This window comes from Rhodanobacter sp. DHG33 (genome assembly GCF_014843005.1).
GTDB lineage: Bacteria > Pseudomonadota > Gammaproteobacteria > Xanthomonadales > Rhodanobacteraceae > Rhodanobacter_A.
This window is the reverse complement of sequence record NZ_JACYXM010000004.1, coordinates 457677-475281: the sequence shown is the minus strand read 5'-3', so window position 1 is coordinate 475281 and position 17605 is coordinate 457677. Positions and strand designations below refer to the sequence as shown.

Here is a 17605-nt window from a genome sequence, read left to right as displayed (position 1 = left end):
TGGCGTCGTGCGCCAGCGGAAACGCTGCGTCGCGCTGTCGCCCGGGGTGGCCTCGAAGGCATTGATGCTAGACTTCCGCCGTCGGCCGTCGAGGCCGGCGTGATGTTCAACGTCTTCAGGGCGGGGTGGAATTCCCCACCGGCGGTAGGTGTCCACTAGGACACGAGCCCGCGAGCGCCTTCGCCGCACGGCGAAGGGTCAGCAGATCCGGTCCGATGCCGGAGCCGACGGTCAGGCCATTCCGGTTCGCCGGGGCGGCACACAGTCCGGATGAAAGAAGACGGTTCGACGCGCGGCCCTGCCGTGCGGCGGCCTCATGCCTTGGGGCGTTCTCGCTCGTTTGCACGGAGAACGTTTCATGATCCTGCTTGTACCCCATGCCGTGGCGGTCTTCTCCGGGAGGCTGCGCTGATGTTCACCGGCATCATCCAGACCGTGGGCCGCATCGCGCGGCTCGAACCGCGCGGCGGCGACCTGCGCCTGCACGTCGATACCGCCGACCTCGACCTTGCCGATGTGCAGCTCGGCGATTCCATCGCCGTCTCCGGCGTGTGCCTCACCGCAGTGACGCTGGAAGCGCGTGGTTTCGCCGCCGACGTCTCCAACGAAACGCTGTCGCTCACCACGCTGGGCGGGCTCAAGGCCGGTGACCCGGTGAACCTGGAAAAGGCGCTCCGCCTGGCCGACCGCCTGGGCGGCCACCTCGTTTCCGGCCACGTCGATGGCCTGGGCAAGGTGGCGGCGGTGACGCCCGACGGGCGCTCGCAGCGCTGGACCTTCGAAGTGCCGGCCAACCTGGCGCGCTACATCGCCGCGAAAGGCTCGGTGTGCATCGACGGCACCAGCCTCACCGTGAACGAGGTGGGCGGCAACCGCTTCGGCGTGAACCTGATTCCGCACACCGTCGAGCGCACCACCTTCCACGCGAAGCGCGCGGGCGATGCGGTGAACATCGAGGTGGACGTGATTGCGCGCTACGTCGAACGGCTGATCGGCGGCGGCGAAGCGCCCAAGCTCGACGAGGCCTTCCTCAAGCAGCACGGCTTCGCCTGACTTCGAAGGCCCTCTCCCGCCGGGAGAGGGGTTGGGGTGAGGGTCCGGGCGAAGTGTCACGCTTCGCTCTGCCCGCACCCTCATCCGCCCCTGCGGGGCACCTTCTCCCGAGGGGAGAAGGGACACACCACGGACATACCCATGAGCTTCAACACTATCCCCGAAATCCTCGACGACCTGCGCGCCGGCCGCATGGTGGTGATCCTCGACGACGAGGACCGCGAGAACGAAGGCGACATCGTGATGGCCGCGCAGATGGTGCGGCCGGAGGACGTCAACTTCATGGTGCGCGAGGCGCGCGGCCTGCTCTGCCTCACGCTCACCGAGCAGCGCACGCGGCAGCTCGGCCTGCGTCCCATGGTCAGCGACAACACCTCGCCGTACCACACCAACTTCACCGTCTCGATCGAGGCGGCCGAAGGCGTCACCACCGGCATCTCCGCGCACGACCGCGCGCGCACCATCCAGGTGGCGGTGAAGAGCGACGCGAAGCCGCAGGACCTCTCCCAACCGGGCCACATCTTCCCGCTCACCGCGCAGCCTGGCGGCGTGCTGACCCGCGCCGGCCACACCGAGGCGGGTTGCGACCTCGCAGCGCTGGCGGGACTGGAACCGGCCGCGGTGCTGATCGAGATCCTGCACGAGGACGGCTCGATGGCGCGGCGTCCGGAACTGGAGACGTTCGCGCAGAAGCACGGCCTCAAGATCGGCACCATCGCGGACCTGATTCGCTACCGGCTGGAAACCGAGAAAACCATCCAGCGCGTGCACGAGGAGGACGTTGATACCGAGTTCGGTCCGTTCCGGCTCGTCGCCTGGCGCGACGCGATCCGCCACGGCCTGCACTACGCCCTGGTGCGCGGCGCGGTGGACGACGGTGTGCCGGTACTCAGTCGCGTGCACGTGCGCAATACCTTGTCCGACGTGCTGCACCTCAGGCGCGACGACCTCGGCCTCACCGTCACCAGCGCACTGCGCCGCATCGCCGACGAAGGGCGTGGCGTGCTGCTGGTGCTTTCCGGCGAGGACACGCCGGACGCGCTGCTGGCCCGGCTCAAGCGCCAGCCCACGACGTTGGAGCCGGAGGCGGCGCAGCAGCAGGAGTGGCGCCAGCTCGGTCTGGGCGCGCAGATGCTGGCCGACCTCGGCGTGCACAAGCTGTGCGTGCTGGGCACGCCGCGCAAGCTGGTGGGGCTGGGCGGCTTCGGCCTCGAAGTGGTCGAGTACGTGTAGCGGTAGCGATTTTGCGCGATGGCCCGGGCCTGGTTCAGGCGGCCCGAGCCATCGCGCACAGGGCACGCTGCTGCGGAATGGGCCGCAGTGCGCCACAGGGTGGCCATGTCTTGCGCCCCGCCTGCCCGCATAATCCGGGAACTCCCGTAGCCCGACCGTTGCCATGCCTGCGACCCGCGTCCGATTGATCGCCCCTTCCGGTTACCCGCGCGACCGCGCCGCCATTGCACGCGGCGTGGCACGCCTGCGCGAGGCCGATGGCGCGCTGGACGGCCTGGACGTGCTGGATCGTGTCGAGCAGCGCTATGCCGGCAGCGATGCCGAGCGTGCCGCCGACATCAACGCGCTTGCCACGCTGGATGCGTTGCCCGACATCGCCCTGGCACTGCGTGGCGGCTACGGGGCCACGCGCCTGCTGCAACATCTCCAATACGACGCATTGCGCGAGCGACTGGCCGGTACGAATACCGTGCTGGTGGGGCACAGCGATTTCACCGCGATCCAGCTGGCGCTGCATGCGAAGTGCGGTCTGGTCACCTTCGGCGGCCCGATGTTCGACCCCGATTTCGATGCCGAGACCCTCAGCGAGCTGACCCTGCCGCACTTTTGGCGCACCGTTCGCGCAGCGCAAGGCCGTGCCGAATGGAACAGCAGCGGCGAGCATGCGCTGGATATCGAAGGCCCGTTGTGGGGTGGCAATCTCGCGATGCTGTGCAGCCTGCTCGGCACGCCGTACTTCCCGCGCATCGATGACGGCATCCTGTTCGTGGAGGACGTGGGCGAGCCGCCTTTCCGCATCGAGCGGCTGCTGTACCAGTTGCACCTTTCCGGCGTACTGGGGCGGCAGCGTGCGCTGATCCTCGGCGATTTCACCGATTGCCGATCTGGTGTCAATGACAACGGTTACGGCCTGGCGGCGGCCTTCGCGCAGATCCGCGGCGTGGTGGATATTCCAGTGCTGGATGGACTGCCGTTCGGCCATGTCCCGGACAAGTTCACTCTGCCGTTTGGCGTGCCGGCACGCTTGCGTGCGGAAGGGAGCGGAGTGCGGTTGGATTTCTCCGGGTATCCGCACCTGGCATAGCAGTCTCTTCAGAGGCACATGGCCGGCCGATTTTGTTCGCCACTCCTGTAGGCGGAGTAAAGGCGGGGCTACGTGTACCGGGCGATCAAAAGGCAGCCCCGGAAATAAGGGCGTCCGCCTGGTGTCTCCGTCCTCTGGATTGGCAGGTGCAGGACTGCAACTGGCCCATCGCGGTCTGTTGAAAAGCGTTTCCCCAGAATGGGGGTAAATCGGGAACCTTTAGCGATTCGCCGCCAAATCCAGGTAACGCCGATGCAGGGCGGCCACTTGCGCATCCAGCAGGGCCTCATCGCCGCTGTTGTCGATCACGTCGTGGGCCAGCATGAGGCGCTGCTCGCGACTGGCCTGTTGCGCCAGCATGCGCCGGGCCAACGCTTCGTCGATGCCGTCGCGGGCCATCAGCCGGGCCAATTGCAGCTCGACAGGGGCATCGACCAGCAGCACGCGGTCGATCCAGCGGTAATGATCGAGGTTCTCGGCCAGCAGCGGGATCGCCAACAGGCAGTACGGCGCCGTGGCGGCCAGCACGCGATCGTGCAGCCACTGGCGCACGCGGGGATGGACGATGGCTTCCAGCGTCTTTCGTGCGGAGGGATCGGCAAACACGCGGCGGCGCATTGCAGCGCGGTCCAACTGGCCCGCGGCGTCCAACGCTTCAGCGCCGAAGGCAGCTGCCACGGCGGCCAATCCTTCGCTGCCCGGCGCGACCACTTCACGCGCAGCCACATCGGCGTCGTAGATCGGCACACCCAATGCAGCGAAGCGTCCTGTCACCGCGCTCTTGCCGGCGGCGATGCCACCGGTGAGCGCGACCACGTAACTGTTCATCGTATACCCGTGAACTGCAGGTAGGCGTGCAGCAAGGTGTTGCCTGCCACGAACCACACCCAGCCCGCCATCGCGATGAAGGGGCCGAACGGCATCGGCACGCCGCTCTCATGGCGCTTCAGCGCGATCAGGCTGCCGCCCACGATGGCGCCGATCAGGGAGGAAAGCAGGATGACCGGCAGCAGCGCCATCGGCCCCATCCATGCCCCCAGCGCGGCCAGCAGCTTGAAGTCGCCGTGGCCCATGCCTTCCTTGCCGGTGAGCAGTTTGAACAGCCAATACACGCTCCACAGGCTGAGGTAGCCGATGGCTGCGCCGATGATGGCGGAAGGTGTGGCGACGAACATCGGCAGCAGCGCCAGCAGCAGGCCCAGCCACAGCAGGGGCAGGGTGAGCTGATCAGGCAACAGTTGTGTGCGGAAGTCGATGCCGGCGAGTGCGATCAAGGTCCAGGTGAATGCCAGGCCGGCCAGCGCAAGCCAGGTCGGGCCGAACTTCCACACCACGATGGCGCTGAGTACGCCGCTCAAGAATTCCACCAGCGGGTACTGGATCGAGATCTTCGTCTTGCAGTAGCGGCAGCGCCCGCGCAGCATCAGCCAGCCGAACAGCGGGATATTGTCCGCCGCCGACAACGGGTGTTTGCAATGCGGGCAGTGCGAAGGTTCGCGCACGATGCCGGGTGGCAGGGCTTCGTCGGCCGCCTCAAGCTCCAGCACGTCGCGGGCTTCACGCCGCCACTCGGCCGCCATGCGTTCGGGCAGGCGCAGGATCACCACGTTGAGGAAGCTGCCGACCAGCAAACCGAGTATGGCGGCGAGGGCGATCCAGGCGGAAAGGGGCAAATCGGGCATGCGCGTCGGACGTGGCTACGGGGTGTTCAAAGCTTACGGTGTGTTCCTACGCCAGGCGATCAGCCGCCCACCGTGCCGGCAAGCTTGAAGATGGGCAGGTATAGCGAGACCACCATGCCGCCCACCACGACGCCGAGGATCACCATGATCATGGGCTCCAGCAGAGTAGACAGGGTGTCGACCGCGTTCTCGACTTCCTCTTCATAGAACTCGGCAACCTTAAACAGCATATGATCCAGCGCGCCGGACTCTTCGCCGATGGCGGTCATCTGCACCACCATGTTCGGAAACAGGCCGGTCTGCTTCATCGCTAGCTGCAACTGGTGGCCGACGGAGATGTCGTCCCGCATCTGTTTCACCGCGTCGCCGTAGACCACGCTGCCGGTGGCGCCGGATACCGAGTCCAGCGCCTCCACCAGCGGCACGCCGGCGTGGAAGGTCACGCCAAGAGTGCGGGCGAAACGAGCGATGGCCGATTCGCGCATGATCTTGCCAAACACCGGAAGCTTCAGCGTGACGCGGTCGAGAAAGTGAGCGAACTTGACCGAGCGGCTCTTGGCCATCACCAACCCCACCACGCTGCCGATGATGATGACGAGCACCAGCCACCACCAGCTCTTCATGAATTCCGAAGCGCTAATCACGACCTGGGTGGGTGCAGGCAGGGCCGCACCCGCGTCCTTGAAGGTCTGCGCGAATACAGGCACTACGAACAGCAGCATGATCATGCTGACCAGGAACGCCACCGCCACCACCATGATGGGGTAGAACAGCGCCTTCTTGATCTTCTTCTTCAGCGCCTCGGTGCGTTCCTTGTAGGTGGCCACGGTGTCCAGCACCGTATCCAGCACGCCCGAAGCTTCGCCGGCGCGCACCAGGTTGCGGTAAAGCTCGTCGAACTGCACCGGGTAGCGGCCGAGTGCCTCGTGCAACGACTGACCGCCTTCCAGGCCCTGTTTTACGTCCGTCAGCATGTTCTTGAAGCGGACGTTCTTCTGTCCGTCGGCGATGATGTCGAAGGACTGCACCATCGGCACGCCGGAGGTCATCATGGTGGCGATCTGGCGGCTGAATACCGCTACGTCGCGTGGCGTCACCCGCTTGCCGGCGGAGCCGAACAACGGCTTGGAACGTTCGCGCACAGACTGCGGGTTCATGCCCTGGCGGCGCAGCTCGGCCTTCACCAGCGAGGCGTTCTTCGCCTGCATGTCGCCTTTCATGATCTTGCCGCGCTTGTCCAGCGCCACCCATTCGTAGGTAGTCAGCTGGCTGACCGCGGAGCGCTCGGCGCCGAGTGCGCGCGCGTCTTTCTTAGCGGTTGCGGAAGCCGTGGCCATGCGTTGATCCCCCTGGTGGTGCGTTCCGGCAGGTCACTTGAGGGCCTGCGGATCGGTTCTGATGCCGAAGCTTACGTCATTTCCAGCCGCCGAACCGTGGCGGACGCCCCAGCTTCGCAGCAAAGTCCGGCAATCAATCCTTGGTCACACGGTCGATCTCGGAAAGGCTGGTCAGACCCTGCTTCACCTTGAGCAGGGCCGAGGCGCGCAGGTCGTTGATGCCGGCGGCCTTGGCTACCTCGCTGATCTGCAGCGCATTGCCGCCCTGCAGCACGATTTTCTGGATTTCCTCCAGCATCGGCATTACCTGGTAGACACCCACGCGGCCTTTGTAGCCCTCGTTGCATTCGTCGCAGCCCGTTGCCTCGTAGAGGGTGAGGCCTTCGTCGATTTCCTGCTGGGTGAAACCGGCCGCCAGCAGCACCTGCGGCGGAAGATCCTGCTGCTTCTTGCAGCTGTGCAGCCGGCGCGCCAGGCGCTGGGCGATGATGAGGGTGACCGACGAGGTGATGTTGTACGGCGCGATACCCATGTTCATCAGGCGCGCGATGGTCTGCGCCGCGTCGTTGGTGTGCAGGGTGGAGAGCACCATGTGGCCGGTCTGTGCGGCCTTGATCGCGATTTCGGCGGTTTCCAGGTCGCGGATCTCGCCCACCATGATCACGTCCGGATCCTGGCGGAGGAAGGAGCGCAGCGCGCTGGCGAAGGTCATGCCCCGCTTGGCGTTCTGCTGCACCTGGTTGATGCCTTCCACGCGGATTTCCACCGGGTCTTCCACCGTGGAGATATTGCGTTCCGCGGTGTTCAGCATGTTGAGGCCGGTGTACAGCGACACCGTCTTGCCCGAGCCGGTGGGGCCGGTAACCAGCACCATGCCGTAGGGCTTGTGGATGGCGTCGATGTAGAGCTTCTGCTGTTCCGGCTCGTAGCCCAGTTTCTCGATGCCGATCCGCGCTGCCGAGCCGTCCAGGATGCGCAGCACGATCTTCTCGCCGAACAGCGTGGGCAACGTGCTGACGCGGAAGTCCACCGCGCGGTTCTTGCTGAGGTTGAGCTTGATGCGGCCGTCCTGCGGCACGCGTTTTTCCGCGATATCCAACTGCGCCATCACCTTTACACGGGAGGCGATGCGGCTGGCCATCTTCAGCGGGGGGCTGGCCACTGCGCGCAGCATGCCGTCCATGCGCAGGCGCACCCGGTATTGCGTTTCGAACGGCTCGAAGTGGATGTCCGAGGCGCCGCGGCGGATCGCATCCACCAGGATCTTGTTGACAAACTTCACCACCGGGGCGTCGTCATTGGCGTTGGCGTCGATACCGGTCGAGGTTTCCTCGCCATCGCCGCCTTCGGCGCCCAGGTCGCCGAAGTCATCGCTGCCCATGTCGGGCATGACGTCGTGCATGCTGCTCATCAAGACATCGATCGCCCGGTTGAGCTGGGAACGCTCGACCAGGATCGGGTCCACCATGCAGCCGGTATGGAACTTGATCTCCTCCAGCGCGTTCAGCAGCATGGGGTCGGCGATGCCCACGAACAGGCGCTTGCCGCGCTTGAACAGCGGCAGCGCGCGGTGCTTGCCGAGCAGCTCCTCACTGATGAGGTTGGACGGGAACTGCGCCGGGTTCATCGCCGCCACGTCGAGTATCGGCATGCCGAATTCCTGCGAGGCTAGCCGCAGCAGGCGCAGGCCATCCGTCAGGCCCTGGTCCAGCAGCCACGAGGTGAGGGTCACGCGCTGCTGGCTGCTTTCCAGCACGGCGCGGCGCGCGTCCGCTTCCGGCAGCAGCCCCTCGGTCACCAGCCGACGGGCCAGCCCGGTCAGCCCTGCGAGCGGAATTTGCGTTGCAGACATGTGCGATGGCCCCCGAGCCACGAATCATTGCGGGAACGAATCTACCCCAGTCCGTCCTACAGGTCATCCGTGCGGCCCGGTTTTTGGGGCGCAGTCGCGACATCTCCTTCACGTTATGATTTGCGGAGACTCCGGGAAATCGCCATTGAACCGCCTAAGCATCATCCTTCCCGCCAAGAACGAAGCCCCGGCGTTGGCCGATCTGTTGCCGCGCCTGCGTGCTGCCCAGCCGGATGCCGAAATCATCGTGGTGGACGACGGTTCCACCGACGACACGCGCCGGGTCTGCGTGGAGGCCGGCGCTTCCTGTCTTTCTTCGCCGTATTCGATGGGCAACGGCGCGGCAATCAAGCGTGGCGCCCGGGCGGCCCGTGGCGAGGTGCTGGTGTTCATGGATGGCGACGGCCAGCACGACCCGGCCGACGTGGCGCGCCTGATGGCCAGGCTCGACGAAGGCTACGACATGGCGGTCGGCGCCCGCGACTGGGGTAGTCAGGCCGGTGTGGGCCGCGGGGTCGCCAACACCCTCTACAACTGGCTGGCGACCCGTATGACGGGCCACGAGGTTGCCGACCTCACTTCCGGCTTCCGCGCCGTGCGTGCGGACCGGTTCCGCGAATTCCTGTATCTCTTGCCCAACGGCTTCAGCTATCCCACCACCAGCACCATGGCATTCTTTCGGAGTGCCTACCCGGTGGCCTACGTGCCGATCAAGGCGGCGCAGCGGGTGGGCAAGAGCCATATCAAGCCGATCAAGGATGGCGTACGTTTCCTGCTGATCATCTTCAAGATCGCCACGCTGTATTCGCCGTTGAAGTTGTTCGTTCCGGCGAGCCTGGTGTTCTTCCTGCTGGGCTGTGCCAACTATGCGTGGACCTACGCGCATTACGGGCGGCTGACGAACATGAGCACGCTGCTGTGGAGCGCGGCGGTGATCGTGTTCCTGATTGGGCTGGTGTCGGAGCAGATCACGGCGTTGACGTACCGACGCCATGAGTGAACCGACAGATCGTCAGCCCCATGCCAACCTGGATCCCGCAAGCCGCCAAGGCAAGGCCGAGAAGATCGAGCGCTTGCTGGGGAAGGTGGGTTTGCCGGCGCGTACGCCTCTTCGTTTGCTCGAAATAGGCACAGGAGGCGGTGGGATCGCCACCTATTTCGGCAGTCATGCCTCCCGTGCCTACGAGGTTACCGCCGTTGACACGGTCGATCAGCGCATTCGGACGGAAGGCTACCGTTTCCTGCAGGTTTCGGGAGTGGAATTGCCATTTCCCGATGGTTCGTTCGATGTTGTCGTCAGCAATCACGTCATCGAGCACGTGGGTGACGCCAGGAATCAAAAGGGGCACCTCAAGGAGATGTCGCGCGTGCTCAGTCATGACGGCGTGATCTACCTGGCATGCCCGAATCGCTGGCAATGGGTGGAACCCCACTATCACCTTGCCCTGTTGAGCTGGTGGCCGCGGAGTTGGCGCAGTTTCTATCTTGCACTGCGCGGCAAAGGGAGCTTCTACGACTGCGAGCCTCTATCCAAGAGAGCGCTGGAGCGGTTGCTCGGGGCCGTGCCGTTGGCGTTCCGCAACGCATGTCCCGAGGCGATGTCCGATGTCCTGGAGCATGAACTTGCCGGGCGGCCGGTGGCAGGAATACTGCGCTGGATGCCTGCCTGGGGGTGGCGCATCCTGGCGGGCGTCTGTCCCACCCATGTCTATTTGCTGGGCAAGCAGCCAGGATGAACGCTGTTTCATCGCCCCGGCCAGTGCTGTTGGTGCTGGCTTCCACTTACCCGCGCTGGCGTGATGACCATGAGCCGGCATTCGTGCACGAGTTGTGCCGACGTTTGGCACAGCGCTTCCGGGTGATTGCTTTGGTGCCCGATGCGCCGGGTGCCGATCCGTCGGGCGAGTTCCAGGGCGTGGAGGTGCGGCGCTTTTGCTATGCGCCGAGAAGATTCCAGACCCTTGTGAACAATGGCGGTGTCGCGGCCAATTTGCGCCGTTCGCCCTGGAAGTGGGGCTTGTTGCCGGGCTTCGTTATCGCCCAATATCTGGCGGCGCGCCGCATACTCCGTAGTGAACGGGTGGATGCGATTCACGCGCACTGGTTGTTGCCGCAGGGCTTGCTTGCGCGTCGATTGTCGGCGACCCGTGGCGTTCCGTTCGTGGTGACGTCGCACGGCGGAGACCTCTACGGGTTGCGTTCGCCGGCGCTAATTAGGCTCAAGCAGAAGGTCGCCGCCCACAGCACGGCCATGAGTGTGGTCAGCGCGGCGATGCTCGAGGAGGCTCATGTCCAGGGCATCCATGCACGGAGCATGGTCGTATTGCCCATGGGCGTTGACCTCGCTTCGCGCTTTTGCCCTGATCTTTTGGTGCGGCGCGACAATGATCGCCTGTTGTTCGTCGGTCGTCTGGTGCCTAAGAAGGGCGTGCGGTATCTGCTTGACGCGATGCCTGCAGTAATTGCGCAACGTCCTTCGGTAAGGCTCGGCATCGCCGGCTTTGGCCCCGAAGAAAGTGCTTTGCGCAGGCAGGCAGAAGAGCTCGGCATCCTAGGGCACGTGGATTTTCTTGGAGCCAAGCGTCAGGCCAGCCTGCCGGAGCTCTATCGGAGTGCCGCGCTGTTTGTAGCACCTTTCGTGCGCGATGCTTCAGGCGACCAGGAGGGGCTGCCCGTGGCATTGATGGAGGCGATCGGTTGCGGCTGTCCGGTGCTGGCCGGAAACGTAGCGGGTATCCACGAGCTTTTGGGATCATCTGCCGACGAAGTAGCGGTGACTCCGGAAGAAACCGGGCCGCTGGCATTGCGCATCCTCGACGTGTTGGCGCAGCCGGAGCGGGCCCGCGAACAGGCCGAGCGGCGGCGATTGGCGCTGGGTAGCAAAGTGGACTGGCAGGTTATCGCAAACGGATATGCTGACTGGATCGAGGCTTCGTGCTTAGGGTCCCGGGGGGGCTGTGCTTGAATATCCTGGTTTGTGGTGGTGCCGGCTATATCGGCGCCCACATGGTTAAGCGGCTGCTGCAGGAAGGCCACGAGGTTGTCGTGCTGGACAACTTGTCGACCGGGCATCGCGAAGCAGTGGGTGACGCGAGCCTGGTTGTGGCAGATCTGTTGGATGCAGAAAAGGTCGAGCGGACATTACGGACGACGGCTTTCGACGCCGTGCTGCATTTTGCCGCCATGTCGATCGTGGCCGATTCGATGCGTGATCCTTACGCGTATCACCAGAACAACGTTGTCGGCACGCTCAACCTGCTGCGCGCTATGCGTACCGTGCGTGTCGACAAACTGATTTTTTCGTCCACTGCTGCGGTGTACGGCATGCCAAGGCAGCACGTGTTGGACGAGCAGCACCCGGTTGAGCCGATCAATCCCTACGGCGCCACCAAGCTGGCGGTTGAGCGCCTGTTGGAGGATGCCTCTCGTGCATATGGTCTAAGTTCGGTGTCTTTGCGCTACTTCAATGCGGCCGGAGCCGACCAAGAGGGTGAGTTGGGCGAGTCGCACCAGCCGGAGACGCACCTGATTCCGAATATCCTGCGCTCGGCGCTTGGCATGGATCCTGCGCTCAGGATCTTCGGGAGTGACTATCCAACGCCCGATGGCACCTGCGTCAGGGATTACATCCATGTGGATGATCTCGTGGATGGCCATGCCTGCGCATTACGCTATTTGGATCGCAATGCAGGAGTCTTTCGCTTCAACCTGGGCAGTGGCGAAGGCTATTCGGTGGCGCAGGTGCTGGAGGCGGCCCGCCGCGTGACGGGGCGGCCCATATCGGTTGAAGTGGAAGCCCGGCGTGCTGGTGATCCAGCTACGCTGGTGGCATCGCGTGAGCTTGCCGGAAGGGAGCTTGGTTGGGAGCCGCGCAAATCGGATCTGGACTCGATCCTGTCTTCGGCGTGGCGCTGGCACTGCAAGCCGCGCTATTGATTCTGGGTGTCGATGGCTGCCAATGCACGCAGTCTTGGTTCGATGTCGGCAACCAGTTCCTCCCAGCCCCGAATGGGGCGATCGGGACGGATGGGGTGATCCAGTTGTCGCACGATGGCTTCTGCCATGTCCTGTGCATCGGCGGTGCGGAAAAGAGCTTCCGGTATATCGGCAAACAATTCGCTGGTGACGCCAATGTCGGCGGCGGTAACGGCTAACCCGCAGGCCAGCATTTCGCTGACCTTTTGAGGAAAGCAGTAACGTCCGAAAGGGCTGTCCATTACCGACACTATGCCGACGTCCAGTGCACTGAAAAGTTCGGGTACGCGGGTATAAGGCAGGTTGCCCAGGTAATGCACGCGGTTACCCTTAGGGAGCGTAATTCCCTTTTCAACGGGCCCGGCTAACACGAGTTGCACATCGTTGCGCGTAGCGGAGATCTTTTCCCACGCCGCGCAGAGCGGCGCGAATCCCTTTTCCAGATACAGGCTGCCAGCGGTACCAATCAGCTTTGCATCCATGGGCAGGCCGAACGATGCGCGCGCGGCAGCACGATCGCGCTGGTGGAACAGGGATGTATCCAGACTGTTGCCCATGACCAGGATCGGAGCACCGGGCTGGTACTTGCCTTCGACAAATTGGCGCAGCCCCTGGCTGACGACTATCACCAGGTTCGCCTTGCGCACGGCCCATCGCAACGCGGCGTGAAAACCGGGGATGCGCGCTTGCCCGAAACTTTCGAAGTTGTCGTAGAGGTCAACAGCGCAAGGCACGCGGAGTTTTTCCGCAAGCCAAGCTGCCAGGGCGACGTGTGGGATATCCGAAGCCCCGACGATGATGTCCGGTCGAAATGCCTCGAGCTCTTTCAGGATGCGCGACGGATAGCCTAGAAGGGTGGGGAACTTCAGCTTTCCCAGTGCCTGCGATTCCCAGTGCAGTACTCCCGGAGATGCCTGGTGCGACCAGTTTCCGTAGCCTTCGCGATGGTGATAGTCCATGCAGTAACCGTGCACCGTATGGCCAATTCGAGCCAGGTGCAGGGGGATTTCGTACAGCCGGCCGTAACGATCTGAAATCACGTCATGGCCGGTGTACTGGCGCTTGCAGAGAAAAGCTATGCGCATGGTTCGATTCATCGGCGCGGGAACAGCAGACGCACAAGCTTCGGCGGTGCGAATCGGATGAACGCGCGTTCGCTGCTGTTTTTCAAGTACAGCAGGTACGTGTACAGGAAGGTGGCATGCATTTGCAGCCATCGCATGTGTCCGGCCGGCGGCGGGACTCCTGCGACGGCATCGCGGCTCAGGCGTATCGATGCAGACCACGTGCGAAGGGGTTGATAGACGATGCGGCCGCACGCCTGCTGGAATGAATAGTGAGCGACACGTTGCCAGTAGGTGGTTTTCGTTCTGGCATACATGTCCGCGGCTTCTCTTGTCGTAGCTGCTATGTCGTCGATGTCTTGGGCACGCGGGCTGGCAAGTATGCTTTCAGCACGGACGCGGTAACCAATCAGCGGAGTTCCCACGCTAAGGGATTGGCGGCTGTCCCAGTAGTACCAGGGGGTGGTTGCGCTGTCTTCATAGCGCCGTCCACTGGGAAACGGGTGCGTGCGGACAAGGGCGGTGCGAAACACGCGAGCCCAGGAATAGCAGCGGAAGACATCAATGAACTTGTCGCGAGTGATTTGCTGGACCTCTCCCTCCGGGGCGGCGGCGACCTTCCATCGATAAAGTTGCCGTCCGTCTTCGGTCATGCGTATGGCGTCGTATTCCAGGATATCGACGTCATTGTTACTGTTGAGCAAGTAGGGCAGTACGCTCTCGAGATAATTATCGAGCCAGACGTCGTCGCCATCGAGAAAAGTGACGTAGTCAGTCGTTGCGAGCAGTAATCCCGCGTTGCGGGCCGCGCTCAGGCCGCCATTCTCTTGAAACCTGACTTCGGCCCGGGTACCGAAATGGTCCAAGGTGGAATCGACCATTTCCAGTGTGGTGTCGGTGGCGCCATCTACGATGACGATGACGTCGACGTATTTGTCCAGGTCGGGCTGCTTGAAGACGGACGCCAGGCACTCGGAGATGTAAGACTCGACGTTGTACGCAGGTATGACGACGCTCAAGAGTCTTTTGCCTGTCTCCTCTTGGGAGGGAGGACTCGTCGCGGCATGCTGGGCGGAAGCGTTGGGCGCCCTGGTCTCGGTGTGCGTCTCGGTTGTCTGCGACATGGGTTGCCGGTGGCGCGAGTCTGGATGAAAATTTTGACCAGCGGCTTCAGAGCCGAGCACTGATCAAGGTCCTGGCCGAGGCAAGCGCAGCGCCCACCACTTGATCCATATTGTAATAGCGGTATTGCGCCAAGCGCCCCACGAAAGTGACGTTGGGTTCGGCTTTTGCAAGAGCCTCGTAGCGCTTGAACAGTGCTTCATTCTCCTCACGCGGTATGGGGTAGTACGGTTCACCTTCGACCTGTGGATACTCCCGCACGATGGATGTGCCCGTGTGCTTCTGCCCGGTCAGGTGCTTGAACTCGGTGATGCGCGTATAGGCGTGATCGTTGGGGTAATTAACCGTGCCGGTTTCCTGGTACTGCGCCACGCCGGCCAGATGCTCATGCTCGAAACGCAGGGAACGATAGGGGAGGGGGCCGAAGCAGTAGTTGAAGTACGCATCGATGGGGCCGGTATACACCGTATGATCCTGTTCGAAACAGCCGCGCACGCTCTCAAAATCCACGCCCAATCTCGCTGTGATGTTCGGATGCCTCAGCATGGCTTCGAACATTTTCGTATAACCATGCAGCGGCATGGCCTGGAACGTGTCGGTGAAATAGCGGTCGTCGGTATTGGTTCGAACGGGTATGCGCGCGGCCACGCCGGCCTTCAACTCGGATGGCTCCAGTCCCCATTGTTTGCGTGTGTAATTGAGGAAAAATTTGTTGTACAGGTCGCGCCCCACCGAGTTGAGTACTACATCCTCGCTCGTTCGTACCTGGTCGCGTGGCTCGCGCACACACTCGAAATACGCCTGGGCTCCTGCCTCGTCCAGATCGAGGTCGTATAGAAGATTCAACGTGTCGCGGTTGATTGGGAAGGGGTAGTGCCTGCCGTCCACCACGCTGCGCACCCGGTGCTCATAAGGCCGCCATTCCGTGAAACGCGATAAATATTCGAAGATGCGCTCGCCATTGGTGTGGAAGATATGCGGCCCATAACGGTGCACGAGCACGCCATGGATATCGGTCTCGTCGTAAGCATTGCCGGCGATATGCGGACGCTTGTCGATGATGTGGACTGTGTATCCGGCCTCGGCCAGCTCTCGGGCCACGACACAGCCGGCGAAGCCGGCGCCGACTATGAGGGCGGACAGTTTCTGTGGAGAGGGCATGTGAGGAGTCAAGTGGGCCGGGATTGGACATGCTCGATGTAGCGGCGATAGCGGAATCTGTATCCTTGGAAACATGCACCAAAGATGGCGGCCCGTAGGTGCCAGTTGCGGCGTGCTCTAGACAGGCGCGCCAGCACCTTGCCTACAAAGAGCATTCCTTCGATGATGCCGCCATTTTCAAAGTGGTAGCTGCATTGGTTGCGAACGCCATACTTGAACTTCCAGAGCGACTTTTCGTCGAGCAGGTTGAAGTCGAGTGCGTCTATATTTTCCGGAGTTTTGTGGATGGCGATGCTGTCCGTTACCAAATAGCCTGGAAGCGTAGTGGAAATACGTCGACTATATTCAACGTCGTCAAACCAGATGAAAAATTCCTTTACAGGCAATCCATGGCGTTCGATGGCGGTGCGACTGATAAGCATGGAAACGAAGGATGAGCCTGCGATACGGGAGATTCGCGGATCGATGGCGTGAGGCTCAATCCATAATGGGTGCTGAAAGGGGAGATTCATGCGGCAGGGGGTGCCGTCGGTCCATAGTACGCGTGACGCGACGAAGCCGATTTCTTTCTGGTGATCCAGCATCAAGCTTTTTGCATTTATTAGTTTTTCGAGGCAATTGGGTTGTGGGATGCAATCATCGTCCATAACCCAAACCCAATCAGCACCTGCACTGTAAGCTAGTTTGATGCCTTCGTTGAAGCCGCCGGCACCGCCAGTATTTTGTGCAAGGCGGGCTACAAAAAACAGATCCGGATATTTTTTGACCAAACCATCTAGGCAGATGCGTGTATCCTGATTCGAAGCATTGTCGACAACAATTATGTTTTGGGGCGGGAAAGTCTGCGCCTGCACGGCCGCAACGCATTCCATGAGAAGTTGGGGGCGGTTGTAGGTCACAATCACCGCATGAATGTTTTCTTTTGATTTCATGGCACTAAACGATGCGTTTATAACCATCTTTGAAGATTGTCGATTTAAGCGCTCTGTAAGCAAGGATAATTTGCCAGATAGGGACAAGCCCCCATTCGCCAATCAATGGATTCAGATGGCCATTCAAAGTAAGCATCTTCGGCAATTGGCTTGGCTTTGAATTCGGGAATGTTTGGAGAACTTCTTTCCCAATCATGCTCCAATACCATGGCTGACGAGGAAACCCTTTGTGGACACATTCCCATAGGGCGTCTGCGGTAGCATTCCGTCGCTCCGATGTGAGTTGGCTTTTCGATTGTAAGTGTCGGAAAAGCTCGAAAAGTTCGGCTGCAATAATTTTTCTTCCGATTTGAAAGCCCTTGTGCGATGAAATGCGGCCAGTCTGGTGTTGGTACCAGGCCGCTGCGGGGTGCGTCAGCGAAACCCATCGTATTTCATGCAATCGGCACAGGCGGAGCAAGAAAACAGCGTCCTCGGCGCGCTTTACGTCTAGTGGCATTCCAACGGATTTTGCCGTTTCTGTTTTGAAAACATGCGCGAGAAATAGAGGGATTCTAGAGGGCAATAGAATTGATGTGACGAAATCATTCGTATTCGGTAGCTCTCGCGTACTGATGACAACTCCATCGCTGTCAACGATGGAGACTGGCGATGAGCAAACATCGAGAGTTGGTTCGGATAAGAGCGCGTCATACTGTTTTGCAGCTTGCGACGGTATCAAGTAATCATCGTCGTCGAGAAATCTTACGTATCTGCCGCGTGCTACCGATAGTCCCTTGGCGCGTGCGAGGTTTCGATCGGCTTGTTCTTGTTCGACAACGACTAGCTGGCACATATCGGCGTACTCTGAGCAGATATCGCGCCAACCGGGTCCAGCACCATTTGGAATCAAAACTATCTCGACATCTTCCTTAGATAGACCATCGATAGCGCTCTTGATTGCTCTGGACAAAAGAGCTGCACGAGGGCCATGGGTAGGAATGATGACGCTTATAAGTGGTCTGACCATGGTGTGAACCGGGATATTCGAGAGCATCTTCGGATTAATGAGGGGAATGCGCTATGGACATATGTCCAGTGACAGCCTAACGTTTACTTGGGTCCCATATG

The 17605-nt window shown here is 61.8% G+C and carries 16 protein-coding genes and 1 riboswitch; of the genes, 7 read left to right on the top strand and 9 right to left on the bottom strand.

The genetic code is table 11. The features are described 5' to 3' along the window. The first annotated feature begins 107 nt into the window (after positions 1-107). A riboswitch (FMN riboswitch) is annotated at positions 108-286 on the top strand. Positions 287-411: 125 nt separating this feature from the next. The 3 genes from IHE46_RS10050 (at position 412) to ldcA (ending at position 3370) form a co-directional block, all read left to right on the top strand. Continuing rightward, positions 412-1053: a riboflavin synthase gene (locus IHE46_RS10050; protein WP_192164490.1), complete on the top strand. Its 642-nt coding sequence runs from the start codon at positions 412-414 to the stop codon at positions 1051-1053. Positions 1054-1194: 141 nt separating this feature from the next. Beyond that, positions 1195-2286 carry a 3,4-dihydroxy-2-butanone-4-phosphate synthase gene (gene ribB / locus IHE46_RS10045; protein ID WP_192164489.1) on the top strand — a complete coding sequence of 364 codons (1092 nt, stop codon included), beginning with the start codon at positions 1195-1197 and terminating at the stop codon, positions 2284-2286. A gap of 163 nt (positions 2287-2449) precedes the next feature. Beyond that, positions 2450-3370 (top strand): muramoyltetrapeptide carboxypeptidase, encoded by a 921-nt coding sequence (ldcA, locus tag IHE46_RS10040; RefSeq protein ID WP_192164488.1) that lies wholly within the window; start codon positions 2450-2452, stop codon positions 3368-3370. A gap of 219 nt (positions 3371-3589) precedes the next feature. On the opposite strand, the gene coaE is transcribed toward ldcA, so the two are convergent. The 4 genes from coaE to pilB all read right to left on the bottom strand — a co-directional run bounded on the left by coaE (position 3590) and on the right by pilB (position 8241). Further along, a complete protein-coding gene (coaE, locus tag IHE46_RS10035; RefSeq protein WP_192164487.1) occupies positions 3590-4198 on the bottom strand; it encodes a dephospho-CoA kinase in 609 nt (202 codons plus the stop codon). Continuing rightward, entirely contained in the window at positions 4195-5052 is an 858-nt protein-coding gene (locus IHE46_RS10030; protein ID WP_192164486.1) for an A24 family peptidase, read from the bottom strand. The genes coaE and IHE46_RS10030 overlap by 4 nt, the downstream gene beginning before the upstream one ends. A 59-nt stretch (positions 5053-5111) precedes the next feature. Continuing rightward, positions 5112-6389: a type II secretion system F family protein gene (locus IHE46_RS10025; protein ID WP_192164485.1), complete on the bottom strand. Its 1278-nt coding sequence runs from the start codon at positions 6387-6389 to the stop codon at positions 5112-5114. A 133-nt stretch (positions 6390-6522) separates the two neighbouring features. Then, complete coding sequence (pilB, locus tag IHE46_RS10020) at positions 6523-8241, bottom strand: type IV-A pilus assembly ATPase PilB (protein ID WP_192164484.1); 1719 nt, start codon at positions 8239-8241, stop codon at positions 6523-6525. A gap of 145 nt (positions 8242-8386) precedes the next feature. Here pilB and IHE46_RS10015 point away from each other — a divergent pair, with 145 nt between their 5' ends. The 4 genes from IHE46_RS10015 to galE are packed head-to-tail and all read left to right on the top strand — an operon-like array spanning position 8387 to position 12177. Beyond that, a complete protein-coding gene (locus IHE46_RS10015; protein WP_192164483.1) occupies positions 8387-9241 on the top strand; it encodes a glycosyltransferase family 2 protein in 855 nt (284 codons plus the stop codon). Next, on the top strand, positions 9234-9977 hold the full coding sequence (locus IHE46_RS10010; protein ID WP_192164482.1) for a class I SAM-dependent methyltransferase: 744 nt from the start codon (positions 9234-9236) through the stop codon (positions 9975-9977). The genes IHE46_RS10015 and IHE46_RS10010 overlap by 8 nt, the downstream gene beginning before the upstream one ends. Next, complete coding sequence (locus IHE46_RS10005) at positions 9974-11206, top strand: glycosyltransferase (protein WP_192164481.1); 1233 nt, start codon at positions 9974-9976, stop codon at positions 11204-11206. Before IHE46_RS10010 ends, IHE46_RS10005 begins: the two co-directional genes overlap by 4 nt. Further along, positions 11203-12177 (top strand): UDP-glucose 4-epimerase GalE, encoded by a 975-nt coding sequence (gene galE / locus IHE46_RS10000; RefSeq protein ID WP_192164480.1) that lies wholly within the window; start codon positions 11203-11205, stop codon positions 12175-12177. Before IHE46_RS10005 ends, galE begins: the two co-directional genes overlap by 4 nt. Here the strand turns inward: galE and IHE46_RS09995 are convergent. From IHE46_RS09995 to IHE46_RS09975, 5 genes are read right to left on the bottom strand one after another with little or no spacing between them, the layout of a single operon-like run. Beyond that, complete coding sequence (locus IHE46_RS09995; RefSeq protein ID WP_192164479.1) at positions 12171-13301, bottom strand: glycosyltransferase family 4 protein; 1131 nt, start codon at positions 13299-13301, stop codon at positions 12171-12173. The two genes, galE and IHE46_RS09995, sit on opposite strands and share 7 nt — an antisense overlap. 8 nt (positions 13302-13309) lie before the next feature. Further along, positions 13310-14404, bottom strand: coding sequence for a glycosyltransferase family A protein (locus IHE46_RS09990; protein WP_192164478.1), 1095 nt, complete (start codon positions 14402-14404; stop codon positions 13310-13312). A 46-nt stretch (positions 14405-14450) separates the two neighbouring features. Beyond that, the gene (glf, locus tag IHE46_RS09985) at positions 14451-15563 is read right to left on the bottom strand and encodes a UDP-galactopyranose mutase (protein WP_192164477.1); all 1113 of its coding nucleotides are present in this window, start codon (positions 15561-15563) and stop codon (positions 14451-14453) included. An 8-nt stretch (positions 15564-15571) separates the two neighbouring features. Beyond that, the gene (locus tag IHE46_RS09980; protein ID WP_192164476.1) at positions 15572-16495 is read right to left on the bottom strand and encodes a glycosyltransferase family 2 protein; all 924 of its coding nucleotides are present in this window, start codon (positions 16493-16495) and stop codon (positions 15572-15574) included. A gap of 4 nt (positions 16496-16499) precedes the next feature. Further along, positions 16500-17531, bottom strand: coding sequence for a glycosyltransferase family 2 protein (locus IHE46_RS09975; protein WP_192164475.1), 1032 nt, complete (start codon positions 17529-17531; stop codon positions 16500-16502). Positions 17532-17605 lie beyond the last annotated feature (74 nt).